This is a genomic window from Citrobacter sp. XT1-2-2 (assembly GCF_023516235.1).
Lineage (GTDB): Bacteria > Pseudomonadota > Gammaproteobacteria > Enterobacterales > Enterobacteriaceae > Citrobacter > Citrobacter werkmanii.
Genome location: NZ_CP097324.1, coordinates 1,481,085 through 1,500,660 on the forward strand (window position 1 = coordinate 1,481,085; position 19,576 = coordinate 1,500,660).

At 52.8% G+C, this 19,576-nt stretch carries 17 protein-coding genes and 1 pseudogene; 11 read left to right on the forward strand and 7 right to left on the reverse strand.

All coding sequences use genetic code 11. The features are described 5' to 3' along the window. Positions 1-36: 36 nt before the first annotated feature. The 7 genes and pseudogenes from M4I31_RS06970 to cysM all read left to right on the forward strand — a co-directional run. A pseudogene (locus tag M4I31_RS06970) lies at positions 37-2,096 on the forward strand (peptidase domain-containing ABC transporter); the annotation flags it as partial. A 195-nt stretch (positions 2,097-2,291) separates the two neighbouring features. Then, positions 2,292-3,083 (forward strand): SDR family oxidoreductase UcpA, encoded by a 792-nt coding sequence (gene ucpA, locus M4I31_RS06975; RefSeq protein ID WP_085049692.1) that lies wholly within the window; start codon positions 2,292-2,294, stop codon positions 3,081-3,083. A gap of 157 nt (positions 3,084-3,240) precedes the next feature. Beyond that, complete coding sequence (locus M4I31_RS06980) at positions 3,241-4,257, forward strand: sulfate ABC transporter substrate-binding protein (protein WP_085049691.1); 1,017 nt, start codon at positions 3,241-3,243, stop codon at positions 4,255-4,257. After that, on the forward strand, positions 4,258-5,091 hold the full coding sequence (gene cysT / locus M4I31_RS06985; protein ID WP_038642497.1) for a sulfate/thiosulfate ABC transporter permease CysT: 834 nt from the start codon (positions 4,258-4,260) through the stop codon (positions 5,089-5,091). Further along, entirely contained in the window at positions 5,091-5,966 is an 876-nt protein-coding gene (gene cysW, locus M4I31_RS06990; RefSeq protein ID WP_038642495.1) for a sulfate/thiosulfate ABC transporter permease CysW, read from the forward strand. The genes cysT and cysW overlap by 1 nt, the downstream gene beginning before the upstream one ends. Continuing rightward, positions 5,956-7,053 carry a sulfate/thiosulfate ABC transporter ATP-binding protein CysA gene (gene cysA, locus M4I31_RS06995; protein WP_085049690.1) on the forward strand — a complete coding sequence of 366 codons (1,098 nt, stop codon included), beginning with the start codon at positions 5,956-5,958 and terminating at the stop codon, positions 7,051-7,053. Before cysW ends, cysA begins: the two co-directional genes overlap by 11 nt. Before the next feature lie 67 nt (positions 7,054-7,120). After that, positions 7,121-8,032 (forward strand): cysteine synthase CysM, encoded by a 912-nt coding sequence (cysM, locus tag M4I31_RS07000; RefSeq protein WP_085049689.1) that lies wholly within the window; start codon positions 7,121-7,123, stop codon positions 8,030-8,032. Between the two features lie 81 nt (positions 8,033-8,113). Here cysM and M4I31_RS07005 read toward each other — a convergent pair whose 3' ends face one another. Further along, a complete protein-coding gene (locus tag M4I31_RS07005; protein WP_038642489.1) occupies positions 8,114-8,830 on the reverse strand; it encodes a type 1 glutamine amidotransferase in 717 nt (238 codons plus the stop codon). Positions 8,831-8,843: 13 nt separating this feature from the next. Beyond that, on the reverse strand, positions 8,844-10,136 hold the full coding sequence (gene ptsJ, locus M4I31_RS07010; protein WP_085049688.1) for a transcriptional regulator PtsJ: 1,293 nt from the start codon (positions 10,134-10,136) through the stop codon (positions 8,844-8,846). 82 nt (positions 10,137-10,218) lie between these two features. Here ptsJ and pdxK point away from each other — a divergent pair, with 82 nt between their 5' ends. Further along, entirely contained in the window at positions 10,219-11,085 is an 867-nt protein-coding gene (gene pdxK / locus M4I31_RS07015) for a pyridoxine/pyridoxal/pyridoxamine kinase (RefSeq protein WP_085049687.1), read from the forward strand. Next, on the forward strand, positions 11,082-11,321 hold the full coding sequence (locus M4I31_RS07020) for a hypothetical protein (protein ID WP_038642483.1): 240 nt from the start codon (positions 11,082-11,084) through the stop codon (positions 11,319-11,321). The genes pdxK and M4I31_RS07020 overlap by 4 nt, the downstream gene beginning before the upstream one ends. Positions 11,322-11,383: 62 nt before the next feature. On the opposite strand, the gene crr is transcribed toward M4I31_RS07020, so the two are convergent. The 5 genes from crr to cysZ form a co-directional block, all read right to left on the reverse strand. After that, positions 11,384-11,893: a PTS glucose transporter subunit IIA gene (gene crr / locus M4I31_RS07025; RefSeq protein WP_000522253.1), complete on the reverse strand. Its 510-nt coding sequence runs from the start codon at positions 11,891-11,893 to the stop codon at positions 11,384-11,386. Positions 11,894-11,933: 40 nt separating this feature from the next. After that, entirely contained in the window at positions 11,934-13,661 is a 1,728-nt protein-coding gene (ptsI, locus tag M4I31_RS07030) for a phosphoenolpyruvate-protein phosphotransferase PtsI (protein WP_003038080.1), read from the reverse strand. Positions 13,662-13,706: 45 nt separating this feature from the next. Next, positions 13,707-13,964, reverse strand: a complete 258-nt coding sequence (ptsH, locus tag M4I31_RS07035; protein WP_002913505.1) for a phosphocarrier protein Hpr — start codon at positions 13,962-13,964, stop codon at positions 13,707-13,709. 383 nt (positions 13,965-14,347) lie between these two features. Beyond that, positions 14,348-15,319, reverse strand: coding sequence for a cysteine synthase A (gene cysK / locus M4I31_RS07040; RefSeq protein WP_038642476.1), 972 nt, complete (start codon positions 15,317-15,319; stop codon positions 14,348-14,350). A gap of 163 nt (positions 15,320-15,482) precedes the next feature. Then, complete coding sequence (gene cysZ / locus M4I31_RS07045) at positions 15,483-16,244, reverse strand: sulfate transporter CysZ (protein WP_069324501.1); 762 nt, start codon at positions 16,242-16,244, stop codon at positions 15,483-15,485. Between the two features lie 230 nt (positions 16,245-16,474). Here cysZ and zipA point away from each other — a divergent pair, with 230 nt between their 5' ends. Together zipA and ligA are read left to right on the forward strand one after the other, a co-directional pair. After that, positions 16,475-17,488 (forward strand): cell division protein ZipA, encoded by a 1,014-nt coding sequence (gene zipA, locus M4I31_RS07050; protein ID WP_161668233.1) that lies wholly within the window; start codon positions 16,475-16,477, stop codon positions 17,486-17,488. Positions 17,489-17,559: 71 nt separating this feature from the next. Next, entirely contained in the window at positions 17,560-19,575 is a 2,016-nt protein-coding gene (gene ligA / locus M4I31_RS07055; RefSeq protein WP_085049685.1) for an NAD-dependent DNA ligase LigA, read from the forward strand. Position 19,576: the final 1 nt, after the last annotated feature.

Below are 19,576 nucleotides of genomic sequence, written 5' to 3' on the forward strand. Positions count from 1 at the left end.
CCGTACAGGACGTGCGGGGGAATGAGTGCAAATTCTATGAATGATTTTACGCTATATGATTTAGGCCTGGCTGGCGTTATGCAATACATCGCCAAAAACCACGACTCACGTATCGAAATAGATGAAGCAAAAATACCGGTCACGCTGTCGCAATATGATAAAAACGATCCGAACCATGAAGCGCAGATTAAAAACTATTTTCTATCATTAGGTCTGATGATCCACGAGGTGAAATTCTCGCGCCCCGACGATTTGCTGAATGAAAATATGCCGCTGATTATATTAACCTCCGACATGCAATGGATGGTGTGTGTCGGGTGCCAGGAAGGGGGCTACAGCTGGTCAAGCGTAACAACGAGTTGGGTGTCGTTGCGTGCGCCAGAGAAAACATCCAGACGATTTCGGTCTTTCTGATCCAGCCTTTAAGCGGGATGACTGAATCAATAAAAATCAGCTCGATATTAAAATCCGGACTGCAAAATAATAAAGTTTTTTACAGTAAGTATTTTTTTACCTCGCTGTTTATGGCCTTGTTTGCCCTGACTATCCCGGTTTTCAGTAACATTTACTACGATAAGCTTGTACCGGGGTCATCGACCGCCTCTCTGTTTGGGGTGGTGGGTATCGTACTGGTATTTATCGTCTTTGAATTTTTACTGCGATCCTCGAAAGATATCTATCAGTCGATTGTCTCGCGCCAGGAGGATGTCAATATTGATGTCTCTTTTGTGGAGGCATTGATCTACAACACCACCAAAAGCAGCTCTATGTCCTCCGTGTTTGTTCTGTGGACAGAATTTCAAAAAATAAAGCCCGTGCTGTTAAATTCCGTTTTCCAGCGCGTGTCGGATATTCCGGTATTTATTATTTTTTGTGTGATTATTTACATTAATCTCGGTGCCCTGGTGTTAGTGCCCGTGATGATGATGATGGTGTCGCTACTGTTGGCCTGGGGATACTTCAAGTATACGGAAGTGCTGATGGATAAAATGAAGGAGAGCCAGTCAAACCGTAACGTTTTCATTACTGAATTACTCTATTCCCTACGTACCATCCATACCTTAAACAACAAAAACCTGATGCTTGATTGGGTTAATAGCAGTAACAATCAGTCATGGCTTAGCTTAAAGTTGCGTAAGGCTGGGGTCTATTATCAGTCTGCGCTTAGCGCGATGTCGAACCTGAACCAGATCCTGCTGATGGTTTTCGCTTTTTTCCTGGTCATCAAAGGTGAAATCACCACGGGGGCGATTGTCTCTTCCGTTATTGTCTCCGGGCGGATGTCGGGGATCATCTCGGGGTTATCATCAACGCTCTCTACTATTTTTACGACCAATAAAACCATTACGGATTTAATGAAAATGTTTATGCCGGCAGGGCAGGAACATGAGCAAAAATTGCTGCAATCGATTGTTAACGTGCGCGGTGATATCTCTCTACGCGCCCTGAGCTATCAGTACGATCCGCAATTACCAAAAGCGCTGGATACGCTGACGCTGGATATTCCTCATGGGCAGCGGGTGGCAATTATTGGCGAATGTGGTTCCGGGAAAAGCTCGCTGGTTTCCCTGCTCTCTGGCTACTGTCCACCTACTGAGGGCAGTATTATGTACGATGGCTACAATACCCGACATCTGGCGCAGAACTTTTTCAGCCGCTTTATCAGTATGGTGACCAATAACGACACGTTGTTTACCGGCAGCATTGAAAGTAACTTTGCCCTTAAAGATTGCGACAACCGCAAGAAGGTGATCGAGGCGCTTAATCTGGCGAACTGTACCTTTGTGCTCCAGCATCCCATGGGGCTGCGTTACCCGGTGATGTTTATGGCGCGTAACTTATCCTCAGGGCAAAACCAGCAGCTGTTATTAGCGCGTAGTTTGAGTAGCGATGCTCAGATTTACTTATGGGATGAGCCAACCTCGAATATGGATGAAATGACCGAACAGCGAATCTTCGATCATCTCGATCACTTTATCAGCGGTAAGACACTGGTCATGGTGACGCACCGTCGTTATTTGCTGAAGTATTTCGATCGTGTGCTGGTCATGAAAGGGGGCAAAATCATTCGTGACTGCACGCCGGATAAACTATTAGGGCCAGCAAAAGTTGATCAGACAAAGCCGCCTGTTCGCATAACGGTTGCGTCAGCGAACGAAAAACAAGCGCGTTGACGATATTTTTTCATTGACCGGACTGATTAGTGAGCCGTTTCGCAGCACCGATTTGTTATTGCTGTATCTTCTGCGTGAATGAAGCGAAGGCTTCATATTCAAAAGGAGAATATTGAAATGGGAAAACTCACGGGCAAAACAGCATTGATTACGGGCGCATCTCAGGGTATTGGCGAAGGGATCGCCAGAACGTTTGCCCGCCATGGCGCGAACTTAATCCTGCTGGATATCTCCGATGAGATTGAAAAACTGGCGGATGAGCTGGCTGGACGCGGTCACCGCTGCACGGCGGTTCACGCGGATGTCAGAGATTTTGCTTCAGTCACGGAAGCGGTGAAACGCGCGAAGAAGGTTGAAGGCAAAATCGATATTCTGGTCAACAACGCCGGCGTATGTCGCCTCGGTAACTTCCTTGAGATGAGCGATGACGATCGCGACTTCCATATTGATATCAATATCAAAGGCGTCTGGAACGTAACGAAAGCCGTACTGCCGGAGATGATTGATCGCAAAGACGGGCGCATCGTGATGATGTCCTCAGTCACTGGCGATATGGTGGCCGATCCGGGCGAAACGGCCTACGCAATGTCAAAAGCGGCGATTATCGGCTTAACCAAATCGCTGGCGGTGGAATATGCGCAGTCCGGCATTCGCGTGAACGCCATTTGCCCTGGCTATGTTCGTACGCCGATGGCGGAAAATATTGCGCGTCAGTCCAATCCGGGCGATCCGGAATCTGTATTAACTGAAATGGCGAAAGCGATTCCAATGCGTCGTCTGGCCTGCCCGCTTGAAGTCGGCGAACTGGCCGCGTTTCTCGCCTCGGATGAGTCCAGTTATTTAACTGGCACGCAAAACGTCATTGATGGCGGCAGCACTTTGCCTGAAAGCGTAAGCGTTGGCGTCTGATTGATGCCGGTCTCCTCCCCGCGCGATGGGGAGGAGGTACCCCTTATTCTCTTTTCAACTTTCAAATCATCAAACGGTATATAAAACCGTTACTCCTTTAGCACTGGTTATAAATATGATGACCATAAGAAAGTCATTAAATTTATAAGGGTGCGCAATGGCCGTTAACTTACTGAAAAAAAGAACCCTGACGCTGGCAGCAATGCTGTTGCTGGTGGGGCAGGCGCAGGCAACGGAACTGCTGAACAGTTCATACGATGTCTCCCGCGAGCTGTTTGCCGCCCTTAACCCGTCGTTTGAACAGCAATGGGCGAAAGATAACGGTGGCGATAAACTGACGATTAAACAATCTCATGCCGGGTCATCAAAACAGGCGCTGGCGATTTTGCAGGGACTGAAAGCTGACGTTGTGACCTATAACCAGGTCACCGATGTGCAGATCCTGCACGATAAAGGCAAACTGATCTCTGCCGATTGGCAAAGCCGCCTGCCGAATAACAGCTCGCCATTCTATTCCACCATGGCGTTTTTAGTGCGTAAGGGTAACCCGAAGAATATCCACGAATGGAACGATCTGGTTCGCCCGGACGTGAAGCTGATTTTCCCGAACCCGAAAACCTCCGGAAATGCGCGTTACACCTATTTAGCGGCATGGGGCGCGGCGGACAAAGCTGACGGCGGCGATAAAACCAAAACCGAACAATTTATGACCCAGTTCCTGAAAAATGTCGAAGTGTTTGATACCGGCGGTCGCGGTGCAACGACCACCTTTGTTGAACGCGGCCTGGGTGATGTGCTGATCACATTTGAATCGGAAGTGAACAACATCCGTAAACAGTATGAAGATCAGGGCTTCGAAGTCGTGGTGCCGAAGGTCAACATTCTGGCGGAATTCCCGGTAGCCTGGGTCGATAAAAATGTGCAGGCCAACGGTACTGAAAAAGCGGCGAAAGCGTACCTGAACTGGCTGTACAGCCCACAGGCGCAAACCATCATTACCGATTTCTACTACCGCGTGAACAACCCGCAGGTGATGGACAAGCTGAAAGATAAATTCCCGCAAACCGAACTGTTCCGCGTGGAAGACAAGTTTGGCACGTGGCCTGAGGTGATGAAAACGCACTTTGTCAGCGGCGGCGAGCTGGACAAACTGTTGGCGGCGGGGCGTAAGTAAATGTTTGCTGTTTCCTCCCGACGCGTGCTGCCCGGCTTTACCTTAAGCCTGGGCACCAGCTTACTGTTCGTTTGCCTGATATTGCTGCTGCCGCTTAGCGCGCTGGTCATGCAACTGGCGCAAATGAGCTGGGCGCAGTATTGGGAAGTGATTACCAATCCGCAGGTGGTAGCGGCTTATAAAGTGACGCTGCTGTCGGCGTTTGTGGCATCGATTTTTAACGGCGTGTTCGGTCTGCTGATGGCGTGGATCTTAACCCGCTATCGCTTTCCGGGCCGTACGCTGTTGGATGCGCTGATGGATCTGCCATTTGCGCTGCCTACGGCGGTAGCTGGCCTGACGCTGGCGTCGCTGTTTTCGGTCAATGGCTTCTACGGCGAATGGCTGGCGAAGCTGGATATTAAGGTGACCTACACCTGGCTGGGCATCGCGGTGGCGATGGCCTTTACCAGCATTCCGTTTGTCGTGCGCACCGTACAGCCGGTGCTGGAAGAGTTAGGCCCGGAGTATGAAGAAGCGGCGGAAACGCTTGGCGCCACGCGCTGGCAGAGTTTTCGTAAAGTGGTGTTGCCAGAGCTGTCTCCTGCGCTGGTGGCGGGCGTAGCGCTCTCGTTTACCCGAAGCCTCGGTGAGTTTGGCGCGGTTATTTTTATCGCCGGGAACATCGCATGGAAAACAGAAGTGACCTCGCTGATGATTTTTGTTCGCTTGCAGGAGTTTGACTACCCGGCTGCCAGCGCGATTGCTTCTGTGATCCTCGGGGCGTCGTTGCTGCTACTGTTTTCAATTAACACCCTGCAAAGTCGCTTTGGTCGACGCGTGGTAGGTCACTAATGGCAGACATTACCCAATTGAAACGCTATGACGCACCCCGCATTAACTGGGGTAAATGGTTTCTGATCGGCACGGGCATGTTGGTATCGGCCTTTATTTTGCTGGTGCCGATGATTTATATCTTCGTGCAGGCGTTCAGCAAGGGATTAATGCCGGTGCTACAGAACCTGGCTGACCCGGATATGCTGCATGCCATTTGGCTGACGGTGCTAATTGCGCTGATTGCGGTGCCGGTGAATCTGGTGTTCGGCGTATTGCTGGCCTGGCTGGTGACTCGCTTCAACTTCCCTGGACGACAGCTGTTGCTGACGCTGTTGGATATTCCCTTTGCCGTCTCGCCAGTGGTCGCTGGTCTGATCTATCTGTTGTTTTACGGTTCTAACGGCCCGCTGGGTGGTTGGCTGGATGAGCACAACCTGCAAATTATGTTCTCCTGGCCGGGAATGGTGCTGGTGACGGTGTTCGTGACCTGTCCGTTTGTGGTGCGCGAGCTGGTACCGGTGATGCTAAGTCAGGGCAGCAATGAAGACGAAGCGGCGATTTTGCTTGGTGCCTCCGGCTGGCAAATGTTCCGCCGCGTCACGCTGCCGAATATCCGTTGGGCGTTGCTGTATGGCGTGGTGCTGACTAATGCCCGTGCGATAGGCGAATTCGGCGCGGTGTCGGTGGTTTCCGGCTCGATTCGCGGCGAAACCTTATCTTTACCACTGCAGATTGAATTACTGGAGCAGGACTATAACGCCGTCGGCTCCTTTACCGCCGCCGCGCTGTTGACGCTGATGGCGATTATTACCCTGTTTTTGAAGAGCATGTTGCAATGGCGTCTGGAGAACCAGGAGAAACGCGCGCAGCAGGAGGAAAATCATGAGCATTGAGATTGCCAATATTAAGAAGTCTTTTGGTCGCACCCAGGTGCTGAACGATATCTCGCTGGATATTCCTTCAGGTCAAATGGTTGCTCTGCTGGGGCCATCCGGTTCGGGCAAAACTACGCTGCTGCGTATCATTGCCGGGCTGGAGCATCAGTCCAGCGGGCATATTCGTTTTCACGGCACCGACGTCAGCCGTCTGCATGCGCGCGATCGCAAAGTGGGATTTGTGTTCCAGCACTATGCGCTATTTCGTCATATGACGGTATTCGACAATATCGCCTTTGGTCTGACAGTTCTGCCACGGCGTGAGCGTCCGAATGCGGCGGCGATCAAAGCCAAAGTGACCAAACTGCTGGAGATGGTGCAATTGGCTCATCTGGCGGATCGTTTCCCGGCACAGCTTTCCGGTGGGCAAAAGCAGCGTGTGGCATTAGCGCGTGCCCTGGCGGTAGAACCGCAGATCCTGCTACTCGACGAGCCGTTTGGCGCGCTCGATGCTCAGGTGCGTAAAGAACTGCGCCGTTGGCTGCGTCAACTGCATGAGGAGCTGAAGTTTACCAGCGTGTTTGTTACCCACGATCAGGAAGAAGCGACGGAAGTTGCAGACCGGGTGGTGGTGATGAGCCAGGGTCATATCGAACAGGCCGACGCACCGGATCAGGTCTGGCGTGAACCGGCTACCCGTTTTGTGTTGGAGTTTATGGGCGAGGTTAACCGCCTGCAGGGGACGATTCGCGGTGGGCAATTCCACGTGGGCGCACACCGTTGGCCGTTGGGCTATACGCCTGGCTATCAGGGACCGGTCGATCTGTTCCTGCGTCCATGGGAAGTGGATGTGAGCCGCCGTACCAGCCTGGATTCGCCGCTGCCGGTTCAGGTGCTGGAAGCCAGTCCGAAAGGGCACTACACCCAATTAGTTGTACAACCCCTCGGGTGGTACAACGAACCGCTGACGGTCATCATGCAGGGCGATGATTCCCCGAACCGCGGTGAACGGCTGTTTGTTGGACTGCAAAATGCACGTTTGTATAACGGCGACCAGCGTATTGAAACGCGTGAAGAGGAACTTGCCCTGGCGCAATCAGCCTGATAGGTTAATTTGCATAGTTATCGCCCGGTGGCGCTACGCTTACCGGGCTTTTTTACGAGCTGAAAACGTGAACACATTAGAACAAACAATTGGCAATACGCCTCTGGTGAAATTACAACGCCTGGCGCCGGATAACGGCAGCGAAATTTGGGTCAAGCTGGAAGGGAATAATCCTGCGGGTTCGGTGAAAGACCGGGCGGCGCTGTCGATGATTGTTGAAGCGGAAAAGCGTGGGGAAATTAAGCCGGGTGACATATTGATTGAGGCCACCAGCGGCAATACTGGCATCGCGCTGGCGATGATCGCCGCGCTGAAGGGCTACCGCATGAAGCTGCTGATGCCAGACAACATGAGCCAGGAACGCCGGGCGGCAATGCGTGCCTATGGCGCAGAGCTGATTCTGGTCACTAAAGAGCAGGGGATGGAGGGGGCGCGCGATTTAGCCCTCGCTATGTCTGAGCGCGGAGAAGGTAAACTGCTCGATCAGTTTAATAATCTCGATAACCCGTATGCGCACTACACCACCACCGGACCCGAAATCTGGCAGCAGACGTCAGGCCGCATCACCCATTTTGTCTCCAGTATGGGGACGACCGGTACCATTACCGGCGTGTCGCGTTTTCTGCGGGAGCAGGAAAAAGCGGTCACTATCGTTGGCCTGCAGCCGGAAGAGGGCAGCAGTATTCCGGGAATTCGCCGCTGGCCTGCGGAATATATGCCGGGTATTTTTAACGCCTCGCTGGTGGATGAGGTGCTGGATATTCATCAGAATGATGCCGAAAACACCATGCGTGAACTGGCCGTTCGTGAAGGGATTTTCTGCGGCGTCAGTTCTGGCGGCGCGGTCGCGGGCGCGTTACGCGTCGCACGTGCCACGCCCGGCGCGGTGGTAGTGGCGATCATCTGCGATCGCGGCGATCGCTACCTTTCGACCGGCGTCTTTGGTGAAGAGCACTTTAATCAGGGGCTGGGAATTTAACTTGTTGGCCTGATAAGCGTAGCGCCATCAGGCAACCGCCAGGCACGATGGCCGGATAATGTTTTATCCGGCCAGGGATGATTACTCGTTACGTTTTTGCACCAGCTTATCCAGGAATTGCCACAGCTTCTCATTCATCTGCTGGTAGTCCCAGGCGCGCATCTCTTCAACCGGTCGGATGAAGCGTTTCCCTTCAGCTTCGGCCAGCTCTTGCTCTGAGTGCTGAATTAATCCTTCAATCGCGTCAGCTGTGAACTCCATATGGCACTGGAAACCATAGACGAAATTACCGTATTGCACGATTTGTCGCGGGCAGCCCTCGCTTGCGGCCAGAATTATCGCCTGGTCGGTTAACCCTGGCATGTCGTTGTGCCAGTGACCGACGATAAGCGGTGAGCCGAAATGGCTGAATAACGGGTGCTGTTGGCCTGATTCGGTAAGGGTGATTGGATAGTGGCCAATCTCTTTTTCCGGGCTTTGACACACCTTCGCGCCCAGCGCTTCGCCAATTAACTGCGAACCCAAACAGATCCCCACCACGATTTTTCGTGCCGTAATCGCCTGGTTGATCAGATGCTGCTCGGCCTGAGCGTCAAAGTATGGGCACTCTGCCTGCGTGGTGCGGGGCGACTGCGGGCCGCCAAAGACGACGAGCATATCGAAACCATCGGCATTGGCGGGAACCGCTTCTCCAGCGTATACGCGTGACCAGGTGATGGTATAGCCGCGCGATTCGGCCCACGGCAGGTACGCGCCAGCAGATTCAAAAGACTCATGAATAACAAAATGAACTCGCACTTTTTCTCTCCTGTTAGCGCTTGAGCGCCTGATGAATATCAGACGCCAGCTTATCAATGTCGCTGTCTTCTAATGTTGACAGCGTAATGCGTAAACCATGTGCAGGCGTATTGACGCCGAACACTTCGCCTTCGCGTACCAGCCAGCCGGACTTTGCCAGCGCAAAAGCGATCGCCTGACTGTGATCTGCCAGCGGTAACCACAGATTCAGACCATCCCCGACGGGCAGTTCAATACCATATTGGCGCAGAGCTGAATTTAGCTTTTGCTGCTGGACGGCGTAAAACTGCTGCGTTTGCGCCAGCGTGTGTTGATATGTCTCGTCACTCAGGCAGGCGCAGGCTAAATCCTGCAGCAGATGGCTGACCCACTGACTGCCGGAGTTGAGCCGTAAACGCAGTTTCCCGGAAGTGACGGGATCGCTGGCTACGATAGCCAGGCGTAAATCCGGGCCTAAAGTTTTCGACATCGAACGGACTATCGCCCAGTGCGTGGTTTCCTGCGCAATCACCGGATACCAGGGGCAAGCGGACAGCAGCGCAAAGTGGTCGTCGACAATCACCAGCGTCTGCGGATAGCGGGCCAGGATTTCCTGCAATTGCGCCGCGCGGGATGCGCTCAGACTGCATCCTGTCGGGTTATGCGCGCGCGGGGTCAGAATCACCGCCCGCGCGCCTTTCTGTAGTGCGAGTTCCAGTTGGTCCGGCACCATGCCTTCGCGATCAACGTTGGCTGGACTGGCGGAGAATCCGGCATAACGCAGCATGTTGATGCTGCTTAAAAAGCACGGGTCTTCTACAACCACGCTATCGCCGGGCAGCAAATGGGCGCACAGCAGCCGCTCGATAGCGTCAATGGCGCCGCTGGTGATATCAATTTCACCTTCGCCGGGCATGGCATTTTGCATCCATTGTGATGCCCATACCTTAAGTCCAAGTGATACAGCGGCATCGCCGTACAAGCGCGGATTCTTATTTATCTTCGCGAAATAACTACTCAGGTCAGGAAGCCGTGAGGGGGCTGGGTTACCGCCGGAAAGATCGATTAGTGGGGTATCTGGGTTCCCACCTTCCAGCGCAACGGGGGCAGTAATCCCCTTAATCACGGTGCCGTTGCGTCCCAGACTCTGTGCCAACCCGGAGGTGACCAGACGTTTGTAAGCCGCCGCGACAGTATTGCGGTTCACGTTTAATTCCGTTGCCAGTTCCCGCACTGGCGGCAACGTTTCTCCCGCTACCAGCGTGCCTGTAGCGACATGTTGACGGATACTGTCAAAAATTTCGTTAGCGGTTTTTCCGTCGATCATTATTGACCTATGACAAAATGAATTTTAGCATATGACGATAATAATGAGGCGTAAGCGCGCTGTCCAGCGAGAGGAGAAATTAATGGAGCAGGAGAGTGATATTCAGTCAGTGCTCTTCGACGACAAACATCGGGCATTACAGACCGATATCGTCGCCGTCCAGTCACAGGTGGTATATGGCAGCGTAGGCAACAGCATCGCTGTGCCGGCCATTAAAGCGCAGGGATTACGCGTGACGGCAGTACCCACGGTACTGTTCAGTAACACCCCGCATTATGAAACCTTTTACGGCGGCGTTATTCCGCCCGACTGGTTTAGCGGCTATCTGCGCGCCTTAAGCGAACGTGATGCCTTACGCGAGCTAAAGGCGGTGACGACAGGGTACATGGGCAGCGCGGAGCAAATCGCCTTGCTGGCACAGTGGCTGGAAACCGTTCGGACCACGCATCGGGACCTGTGCATTTTGGTTGACCCCGTGATTGGCGATACGGATAGCGGTATGTATGTTAAAGCCGAAATCCCGGAGGCTTATCGTCAGCACCTGCTGCCGCTGGCGCAGGGGCTGACGCCGAACGTATTCGAGCTGCAAATGCTGAGTGGAAAGCCGTGTCGTACTCTTGATGAAGCAATCGCAGCGGCAAAATCTCTGCTTAGCGACACGCTGAAATGGGTGGTGATCACCAGCGCGCCGGGAGATAGCGAAGAGAATATTAATGTGGCGGTAGTGACGGCTGAAACGGTTGAGGTGTTCGCTCACCCGCGGGTGAAGACGGATTTAAAAGGCACCGGCGATCTGTTCTGTGCTGAACTGGTGAGCGGCATTGTGCTGGGGAAAGCGCTGACTACGGCAGCATACGATGCCGCGCAGCGCGTGCTGGACGTCATGAGCTGGACGCATCAGTGCGGTTGTGATGAATTAATTCTGCCACCGGCAGGGGAGGCGCGATGAAAAGTTATCGGCTGGTGGTTCGTCAGCATGGACGTTTAGTCGGGCATTTTGATACCAGCGGCACAGAGGCGCTGGAAGACATTTGTGTAGCGCGGGCGATGTTTGGTATTGCGGGTGGGTATGATTGTGAACTGCTGGTGTCTGATTCCGAAAGGCGGATGCTGGAAAGCGGACCGGAAGGGATGAAAATCCTGATGCGCGAGGCGTGTTACCGGCCGATGACCTCACAAATTTAACGCCGCCATCCGTTAGATAAAAAAATGGCGCCATCTGGCGCCATTCTTCTCTGCGGCAAGAATTACTTCTTGATGCGGATTACCGGAGTTTCACCCACGGTCACGCTACCGGACAGTTTGATCAGTTCTTTGATTTCGTCCATGTTGGAGATAACAACCGGAGTCAGGGTCGACTTGGCTTTTTCTTCCAGCAGCGGCAGATCGAATTCAATAACCGGGTCGCCCACTTTAACGCGCTGACCTTCTTCAGCGATACGCTTGAAGCCTTCGCCTTTCAGTTCAACGGTATCAATACCGAAGTGAACAAACAGCTCAATGCCGCTGTCGGATTCGATAGAGAAAGCGTGGTTGGTTTCAAAGATTTTGCCGATGGTGCCATCAACAGGGGCGACCATTTTATTACCGGTTGGTTTGATAGCGATGCCATCACCAACGATTTTTTCAGCAAAAACTACATCCGGCACGTCTTCGATGTTGACGATCTCGCCAGAGAGCGGAGCAACAATCTCAATAGTTCCGGTGTCTTTCTTATCATCAGAAACCAGAGATTTCAGTTTATCGAACAAACCCATGATCTTCTCCTAAGCAGTAAATTGGGCCGCATCTCGTGGATTAGCAGATTGTTTTTTCTTCAATGAACTTGTTAACCAGCGTCATTAACTCGTCCGTTGTCGGTTGAGCAAGAGCCTGCTCTGCTAACACCTTCGCATCTTCGAAGTTCGTGTTACGGATAATCTTCTTAATGCGCGGGATAGAAATGGCGCTCATAGAGAATTCGTCCAGACCCATCCCCAGCAACAGAAGTGTAGCACGTTCGTCGCCTGCAAGCTCACCACACATGCCAGTCCATTTGCCTTCAGCATGAGAAGCATCAATAACTTGCTTGATCAGCGTCAGCACAGATGGCGACATCGGTTGGTAAAGGTGTGAAATCATATCATTACCACGGTCAACTGCCAGGGTGTACTGCGTTAAATCATTGGTGCCGATACTAAAGAAATCAACTTCTTTGGCTAAATGACGCGCAATTGTTGCCGCAGCCGGTGTTTCCACCATCACGCCAATCTCAATGCTTTCGTCAAAAGCTTTACCTTCGTCGCGCAGTTCCTGTTTGTAGATTTCGATCTCTTTGCGCAGTGCACGCACTTCTTCAACAGAGATGATCATCGGGAACATGATGCGCAGTTTACCGAAAGCAGAGGCACGCAGGATAGCGCGAACCTGGTCACGCAGGATCTCTTTACGATCCATGGCGATACGTACGGCGCGCCAGCCCAGGAACGGGTTCTCTTCTTTCGGGAAGTTCATGTACGGCAGCTCTTTATCGCCGCCGATGTCCATGGTACGGACGATGACCGCCTGAGAGCCACAGGCTTCAGCCACGGCTTTATACGCAGCGAACTGTTCTTCTTCAGTCGGCAGCGATTCACGGTCCATGAACAGGAATTCGGTGCGGTACAGACCAACACCTTCAGCGCCGTTACGCTCAGCGCCTTCAACGTCACGCACGGTACCGATGTTGGCGCAAACTTCAACCTGATGTCCGTCCAGCGTGATAGCCGGCAGATCTTTCAGTTTTGCGAGTTCCGCTTTCTCGGTCGCTACCTGCTCCTGAACGGCACGCAGTTGCTCGATAACGTCGTTGGTCGGATTGACGTAAACCTGGTTATTTACGGCATCCAGAATCAGATAATCGTCGTTTTTCACCTGAGAGGTGACGCTACCCGTACCGACGATGGCAGGCAGTTCCAGAGAGCGCGCCATGATGGAGGTGTGGGAAGTACGTCCACCCGCGTCAGTGATGAAACCCAGCACCTTGTTCAGGTTCAGCTGTGCGGTTTCTGACGGGGTCAGGTCTGCGGCAACCAGGATAACTTCTTCCTGAATCGCGCTCAGGTCGATGATCGCCAGACCCAGAATGTTACGCAGCAGGCGTTTACCGATGTCACGTACGTCAGCCGCACGTTCTTTCAGGTATTCATCATCCAGCTCTTCCAGGGCTGTGGCCTGACCTTCGATAACTTCATGCGCAGCTGCATCAGCCGTCATGTGCTTATCTTTAATCAGGGCTATGATTTCCTGCTCCAGCTCCTCATCTTCGAGCAGCATGATATGCCCTTCAAAGATGGCTTCTTTTTCTTCACCGAACGTTTCACCAGCTTTGGTTTTGATCGCTTCCAGTTGCGCAGATGCCTTGGCACGACCGCTCAGAAAACGTTCAACTTCCTGATCAACCTTGTCGGCAGAAATTTTTTTCCGGTCAATGACGATTTCGTCTTCTTTCAGCAGCAATGCTTTGCCGAAAGCGATACCCGGGGATGCTAAAATGCCTGAAATCATAACCCTACCTTACTTGTGACTGATATTTAAAAGAACTCGTTGAACTTACTCGAGTTCAGCCATCAGTTTTACCAGATGCTCAACTGCTTTCTGCTCGTCTTCACCTTCTGCGGACAGGGTGACAACGGTACCCTGAGTCAGGCCCAGAGTCTGCAGTTTAAACAGGCTTTTGGCGCTAGCGCTTTTGCCGTTGGAAGTCACAGTAATTTCAGAAGTAAAACCTTTTGCTTCTTTAACAAACTGAGCAGCAGGGCGAGTATGCAGACCGTTCGGAGCGGTAATGGTAACTTCTTGCTGGAACATTATATTTCCCCAACTTATAGGTTTAGTGTTGTGGAACTAAAGTCTAGCCTGGCGGTTCAACTTTAGCCTGTATTGTTAGCATCGGCGTAAACTGGACGCGACACAAAAGGAGTTCGGTACAATCCGTTGTTGGCAACTTCTTGCCGCTGACGTTTCGTTCGTCATTAAACATTATGCAGCGAAAGGAAGAGTTGAACCAAATCATAAAATCGATTCAGCTAGCGCTTTTCCTGTAACGATTAATTTCGCGCATCAAAATAATTAGCTTGGTTAAATACCAGTTCCGGCGGGTTGAATCAATGCCAGGAGAGTTGAAACTTTGAAGCAGGCCACAAAAAAGCACCCAAAAGGGTGCTTTTTTACGCGTTTTTAACATGCTGGCATTACTGTTGCAGTTCTTTCTCAGTGAAGAGATCGGCAAACAGTGCAGTGCTCAGATAACGCTCACCCGATGACGGTAGAATAACCACTATATTCTTATTGGTAAAGGTTTCATCTTCCTGGAGCTTGAGCGCGGCAGCAACCGCAGCACCGGAAGAGATACCCGCCAGAATACCTTCTTCTTCCATCAGGCGACGTGCGGTAGAGATAGCTTCATCATTGGTGATGGTAACGACTTTATCGATAAGCTTCAGATCAAGGTTTCCTGGAATGAAGCCTGCGCCGATACCCTGAATTTTATGCGGACCGGGTTTGAGTTCTTCACCCGCCAGGGCCTGGGTGATGACAGGGGAGTCGGTCGGTTCTACCGCGACGGTGATCAGGTCCGTTTTACCTTTGGTGCCTTTAATGTAACGGGTTACGCCAGTCAGCGTACCGCCGGTGCCGACGCCGGAAATAAAGACATCAACCTGGCCATCGGTATCTTCCCAGATTTCCGGCCCGGTGGTTTTTTCGTGGATTTCCGGGTTGGCCGGGTTGCTGAACTGCTGCAGCAGCAGGAATTTTTCCGGATCGCTGGCCACAATTTCTTCCGCTTTTTGGATCGCGCCTTTCATCCCTTTTGCGCCTTCGGTCAGCACCAGATTCGCGCCCAGCGCTTTTAACAGCTTGCGGCGCTCAATGCTCATGGTTTCCGGCATGGTTAACGTCAGTTTGTAACCACGAGCGGCGGCTACGTAGGCCAGCGCGATGCCGGTATTGCCGCTGGTCGGTTCTACCAGCTCAACGCCCGGTTTCAGTACCCCACGTTTTTCGGCATCCCAAATCATATTGGCACCGATACGGCATTTGACGCTAAAGCTCGGGTTACGTGATTCCACCTTCGCCAGAATGCGTCCGTTACCGATACGGTTCAGTCGAACCAGCGGCGTATGACCGATAGTCAGCGAGTTGTCTTCAAAAATCTTACTCATGGCCTGTCCTTAACTGTATGAAATTGAGATACCGCTTCAGCATACCTGTTGAGAAAGTATGGGGAAGTAAGGAAATCGCATATCTATATGCTGATGGGAAATAATGCCTTGCAGTATGGAATAAGAGCGGACATAAGCCAGCCCGCTTTTACACATTTTTGCATTACTTCCATAACGCATGCTTAGCACGATAGCAGTCTACCCACATCGCCGTGGCGCCACAAACCGCAACCGGCATAATGAACAGATTGAGTACCGGGATCATGGTGAACAGACTGGTCAACGCGCCAAACTGCATATTGGTCACCTTACGCGTGCGTAGCGCGACGCGCATCTCCTTAAAAGGCACCTTGTGGTTATCAAACGGATAATCACAGTACTGAATGGCCAGCATCCACGCGCTGAACAGGAACCACAGCACCGGGGCGACGGTCTGTCCAATGCCCGGAATAAAATAGAGGATCAGCAACACGAAGGCGCGCGGAAGATACCACGCCAGCTTTTGCCATTCACGTTTCATAATGCGAGGAACGTCTTTCATGATGCCGAGAACGCCAGTGTCGGGTGGCGTTGCGCCCGTTAAGCGCGCTTCAAGTTGCTCCGCCAACAAACCGTTAAACGGTGCGGCAATCCAGTTGGCGACGGTGGAGAACAGGTAGCCGAACACTAACAGTACGGAAATGGTAACGATCGGCCACAGCAAATAGCTGAGCCATTGAAGCCAGTCAGGTACGTGGCTCATCAGCGCAGGGATCCAGCTATCGAGTTGGCTAAATAACCACCAGAACGCGCCGCCCATCAACAGGATATTCACCAGTAAAGGCAGAATAACAAAACGACGAATGCCCGGTTGGGAGATGAGCTTCCATCCCTGAGAAAAGTAATAAAGGCCGCTGCGAGGTACAACTGCAGATGATGAAACCATGGTCAGGACATACTCCTTGTTATATAAGCTCTGGTAAACCTGGCGTATCTTACCGGGTTGTTGAGCGTTAAGCTGTTCGGAAATGTTCGAAAAAACAGCAAAAAGCACAATTTTGTTCATCTTTATGCCGTGAAAGCCAAGAGTGCACTTGCACTTGGCGTAATCGACAAATACTCTTAGTGAGTAAATGTTTGCCGTGGTGGCAAGGTGTTAGAACAACAGAGAATATAATGATGCAGGATTTGCGTCTGATATTAATCATTGTTGGCGCGATCGCCATAATCGCTTTACTGGTACATGGTTTTTGGACTAGCCGTAAAGAGCGGTCTTCTATATTCCGCGATCGCCCACTGAAACGCATGAAGTCTAAACGTGGATACGAGGATTCGTTCGACGACAACGTCGAGGAAGACGAAGGCGTGGGCGAAGTTCGCGTTCATCGTGTGAATCATGCTCCCGGTAACGCGCAGGAACATGGTGTTCCTCCTCAGTCGCCGCAACACCAGTACCAGCCGCCTTATGCGTCTGCTCAGCCGCGTCAAACCGCGCAGCAGCCTGCACAAGCGCCGGTACCGCCGCCGCATGTTCAGCAGCCGCCTCAGCCTGTTCAACCGCAGCAGCCTGTGCAACATCAGCCTGTTCAGCCGCAACCGGTGCAACAGCCGGTACAGCATCAGCCCGTTGCTCCGCAGGTTCAGCAGCCCGTGCAGCAGGCTCCGCAACCTGCGCCGCAGACCTTCCAGCCAGCAGAGCCTGTCGTTGAACACCAACCGCAGCCTGAGCCGGTCGTTGAAGAAGCGCCTGTTGCCGAAAAACCGCAGCGTAAAGAAGCGGTCATTATTATGAACGTCGCGGCTCACCATGGTAGCGAACTCAACGGTGATGTGCTGCTCAACAGCATTCAGCAAGCCGGTTTTAAATTTGGCGATATGAATATTTTCCATCGTCACCTGAGCCCGGATGGCAGTGGTCCGTCGCTGTTCAGTCTTGCCAACATGGTTAATCCTGGTACCTTTGACCCGGAGATGACGGGCGACTTCAGCACGCCTGGCGTGACTATTTTTATGCAGGTTCCGTCCTATGGGGACGAGCTGCAAAACTTTAAGCTGATGCTGCAGTCCGCGCAGCACATTGCTGATGAAGTTGGCGGTGTGGTGCTCGACGATCAACGTCGTATGATGACGCCGCAGAAACTGCGGGAATATCAGGACCGCATCCGCGAAGTTAAAGAATCTCACGCCTGATTTTCTTCTGGCGTGACATTTCCTTGCTAAACCCCCGCCTGTCGGGGGTTTTTTATCATTGATGGTGCGATATGGAATCAATCGAACAACAACTGACAGAACTGCGAACCACGCTTCGCCATCATGAGTATCTCTACCATGTGATGGACGCGCCGGAAATTCCCGATGCGGAATATGATCGCCTGATGCGTGAACTGCGCGAGCTGGAAGCGCAGCATCCGGACCTTGTTACCCCCGACTCGCCAACCCAACGTGTTGGCGCCGCGCCGTTGTCGGCGTTCAGCCAGATTCGCCATGAAGTGCCGATGCTGTCGCTGGATAACGTGTTTGATGAGGAGAGTTTTCTCGCCTTCAACAAGCGCGTGCAGGACCGACTGAAGAGCACCGATAAGCTGACCTGGTGCTGTGAACTGAAACTGGACGGCCTGGCGGTCAGTATCCTGTATGAAAACGGCGTACTGGTCAGCGCCGCAACGCGCGGTGATGGCACCACGGGGGAGGATATTACCTCTAACGTGCGCACTATCCGCGCGATCCCGTTAAAACTGCGTGGCGATAATATTCCCACGCGTCTGGAAGTGCGCGGGGAAGTGTTCCTGCCACAGGCCGGATTTGAAAAAATTAATGAAGAAGCCCGCCGCACCGGCAATAAAGTGTTTGCTAATCCGCGCAACGCCGCCGCCGGGTCATTACGCCAGCTTGATCCCCGTATCACGGCGAAGCGACCGCTTACTTTCTTCTGCTATGGCGTTGGTGTGCTGGAAGGCGGCGCGCTGCCTGATACTCACCTCGGCCGTCTGCTGCAATTTAAAGAGTGGGGACTGCCGGTAAGCGACAGGGTAGCGCTGTGTGACTCGCCGGAGGAAGTACTCGCTTACTATCACAAGGTTGAAGAAGACCGACCGACGTTGGGCTTCGATATCGACGGCGTGGTGATTAAAGTCAACTCCATGGCGTTGCAGGAGCAACTGGGCTTTGTCGCTCGCGCGCCGCGCTGGGCGGTGGCCTTTAAGTTTCCGGCGCAGGAGCAGATGACCTTTGTTCGCGATGTTGAGTTTCAGGTCGGACGTACCGGGGCGATTACGCCCGTTGCTCGCCTTGAGCCGGTTCAGGTTGCCGGGGTTCTGGTCAGTAACGCCACTCTGCATAATGCCGATGAAATCGATCGTCTGGGGTTGCGTATTGGCGATAAAGTCGTTATTCGCCGGGCGGGCGATGTAATCCCGCAGGTGGTCAACGTGGTGCTTTCCGAGCGCCCGGAAGAGACGCGTGAAATCGTGTTTCCACAGCACTGTCCGGTGTGTGGGTCTGATGTTGAACGTGTGGAAGGCGAAGCGGTCGCTCGCTGTACCGGCGGCCTGATTTGCGGCGCCCAGCGTAAGGAATCGTTGAAACACTTTGTTTCCCGCCGCGCGCTCGATGTTGACGGTATGGGCGACAAAATTATCGATCAACTGGTGGAGAAAGAGTATGTCCATACGCCAGCAGATCTCTTCACCCTGACGGCAGGCAAGCTCACCGGACTCGATCGGATGGGGCCAAAGTCGGCGCAAAACGTGGTGAATGCGCTGGAAAAAGCGAAAGAAACGACGTTTGCCCGTTTCCTCTACGCGCTGGGCATTCGTGAAGTCGGCGAGGCCACTGCCGCAGGTCTGGCGGCGTATTTCGGCACTCTGGATGCGCTGGAAGCGGCCTCTGTTGAAGAGCTGCAAAAAGTGCCGGATGTTGGCATTGTGGTCGCGACGCACGTGTTTAATTTCTTTGCCGAAGAGAGCAACCGCGAGGTGATAGGCCAGTTGCTGGCGCAGGGCATTCACTGGCCCGCGCCGGTGGTTATCAACGCTGAGGAAATCGACAGCCCGTTCGCGGGCAAAACGGTGGTGCTGACCGGAAGCCTGAGCCTGATGTCGCGTGATGACGCCAAAGCACGATTAACCGAACTGGGCGCAAAAGTGGCCGGTAGCGTGTCGAAGAAAACCGATCTGGTGATTGCCGGCGAAGCGGCGGGTTCGAAACTGGCAAAAGCGCAGGAACTGGGTATTACCGTGATTGATGAAGCTGAAATGATCCGCTTACTGGGTGCCTGAG

Bases quoted from the DNA above. Each gene is read 5' to 3' on its own strand.
- cysW (WP_038642495.1), top strand. From the start codon at position 5,091: ATGGCAGACATTACCCAATTGAAACGCTATGACGCACCCCGCATTAAC.
- ptsI (WP_003038080.1), bottom strand. From the start codon at position 13,661: ATGATTTCAGGCATTTTAGCATCCCCGGGTATCGCTTTCGGCAAAGCA.
- zipA (WP_161668233.1), top strand. From the start codon at position 16,475: ATGATGCAGGATTTGCGTCTGATATTAATCATTGTTGGCGCGATCGCC.
- ptsH (WP_002913505.1), bottom strand. From the start codon at position 13,964: ATGTTCCAGCAAGAAGTTACCATTACCGCTCCGAACGGTCTGCATACT.
- ucpA (WP_085049692.1), top strand. From the start codon at position 2,292: ATGGGAAAACTCACGGGCAAAACAGCATTGATTACGGGCGCATCTCAG.
- crr (WP_000522253.1), bottom strand. From the start codon at position 11,893: ATGGGTTTGTTCGATAAACTGAAATCTCTGGTTTCTGATGATAAGAAA.
- M4I31_RS06980 (WP_085049691.1), top strand. From the start codon at position 3,241: ATGGCCGTTAACTTACTGAAAAAAAGAACCCTGACGCTGGCAGCAATG.
- cysT (WP_038642497.1), top strand. From the start codon at position 4,258: ATGTTTGCTGTTTCCTCCCGACGCGTGCTGCCCGGCTTTACCTTAAGC.
- ligA (WP_085049685.1), top strand. From the start codon at position 17,560: ATGGAATCAATCGAACAACAACTGACAGAACTGCGAACCACGCTTCGC.
- ptsJ (WP_085049688.1), bottom strand. From the start codon at position 10,136: ATGATCGACGGAAAAACCGCTAACGAAATTTTTGACAGTATCCGTCAA.
- pdxK (WP_085049687.1), top strand. From the start codon at position 10,219: ATGGAGCAGGAGAGTGATATTCAGTCAGTGCTCTTCGACGACAAACAT.
- cysA (WP_085049690.1), top strand. From the start codon at position 5,956: ATGAGCATTGAGATTGCCAATATTAAGAAGTCTTTTGGTCGCACCCAG.
- cysK (WP_038642476.1), bottom strand. From the start codon at position 15,319: ATGAGTAAGATTTTTGAAGACAACTCGCTGACTATCGGTCATACGCCG.
- cysZ (WP_069324501.1), bottom strand. From the start codon at position 16,244: ATGGTTTCATCATCTGCAGTTGTACCTCGCAGCGGCCTTTATTACTTT.
- M4I31_RS07020 (WP_038642483.1), top strand. From the start codon at position 11,082: ATGAAAAGTTATCGGCTGGTGGTTCGTCAGCATGGACGTTTAGTCGGG.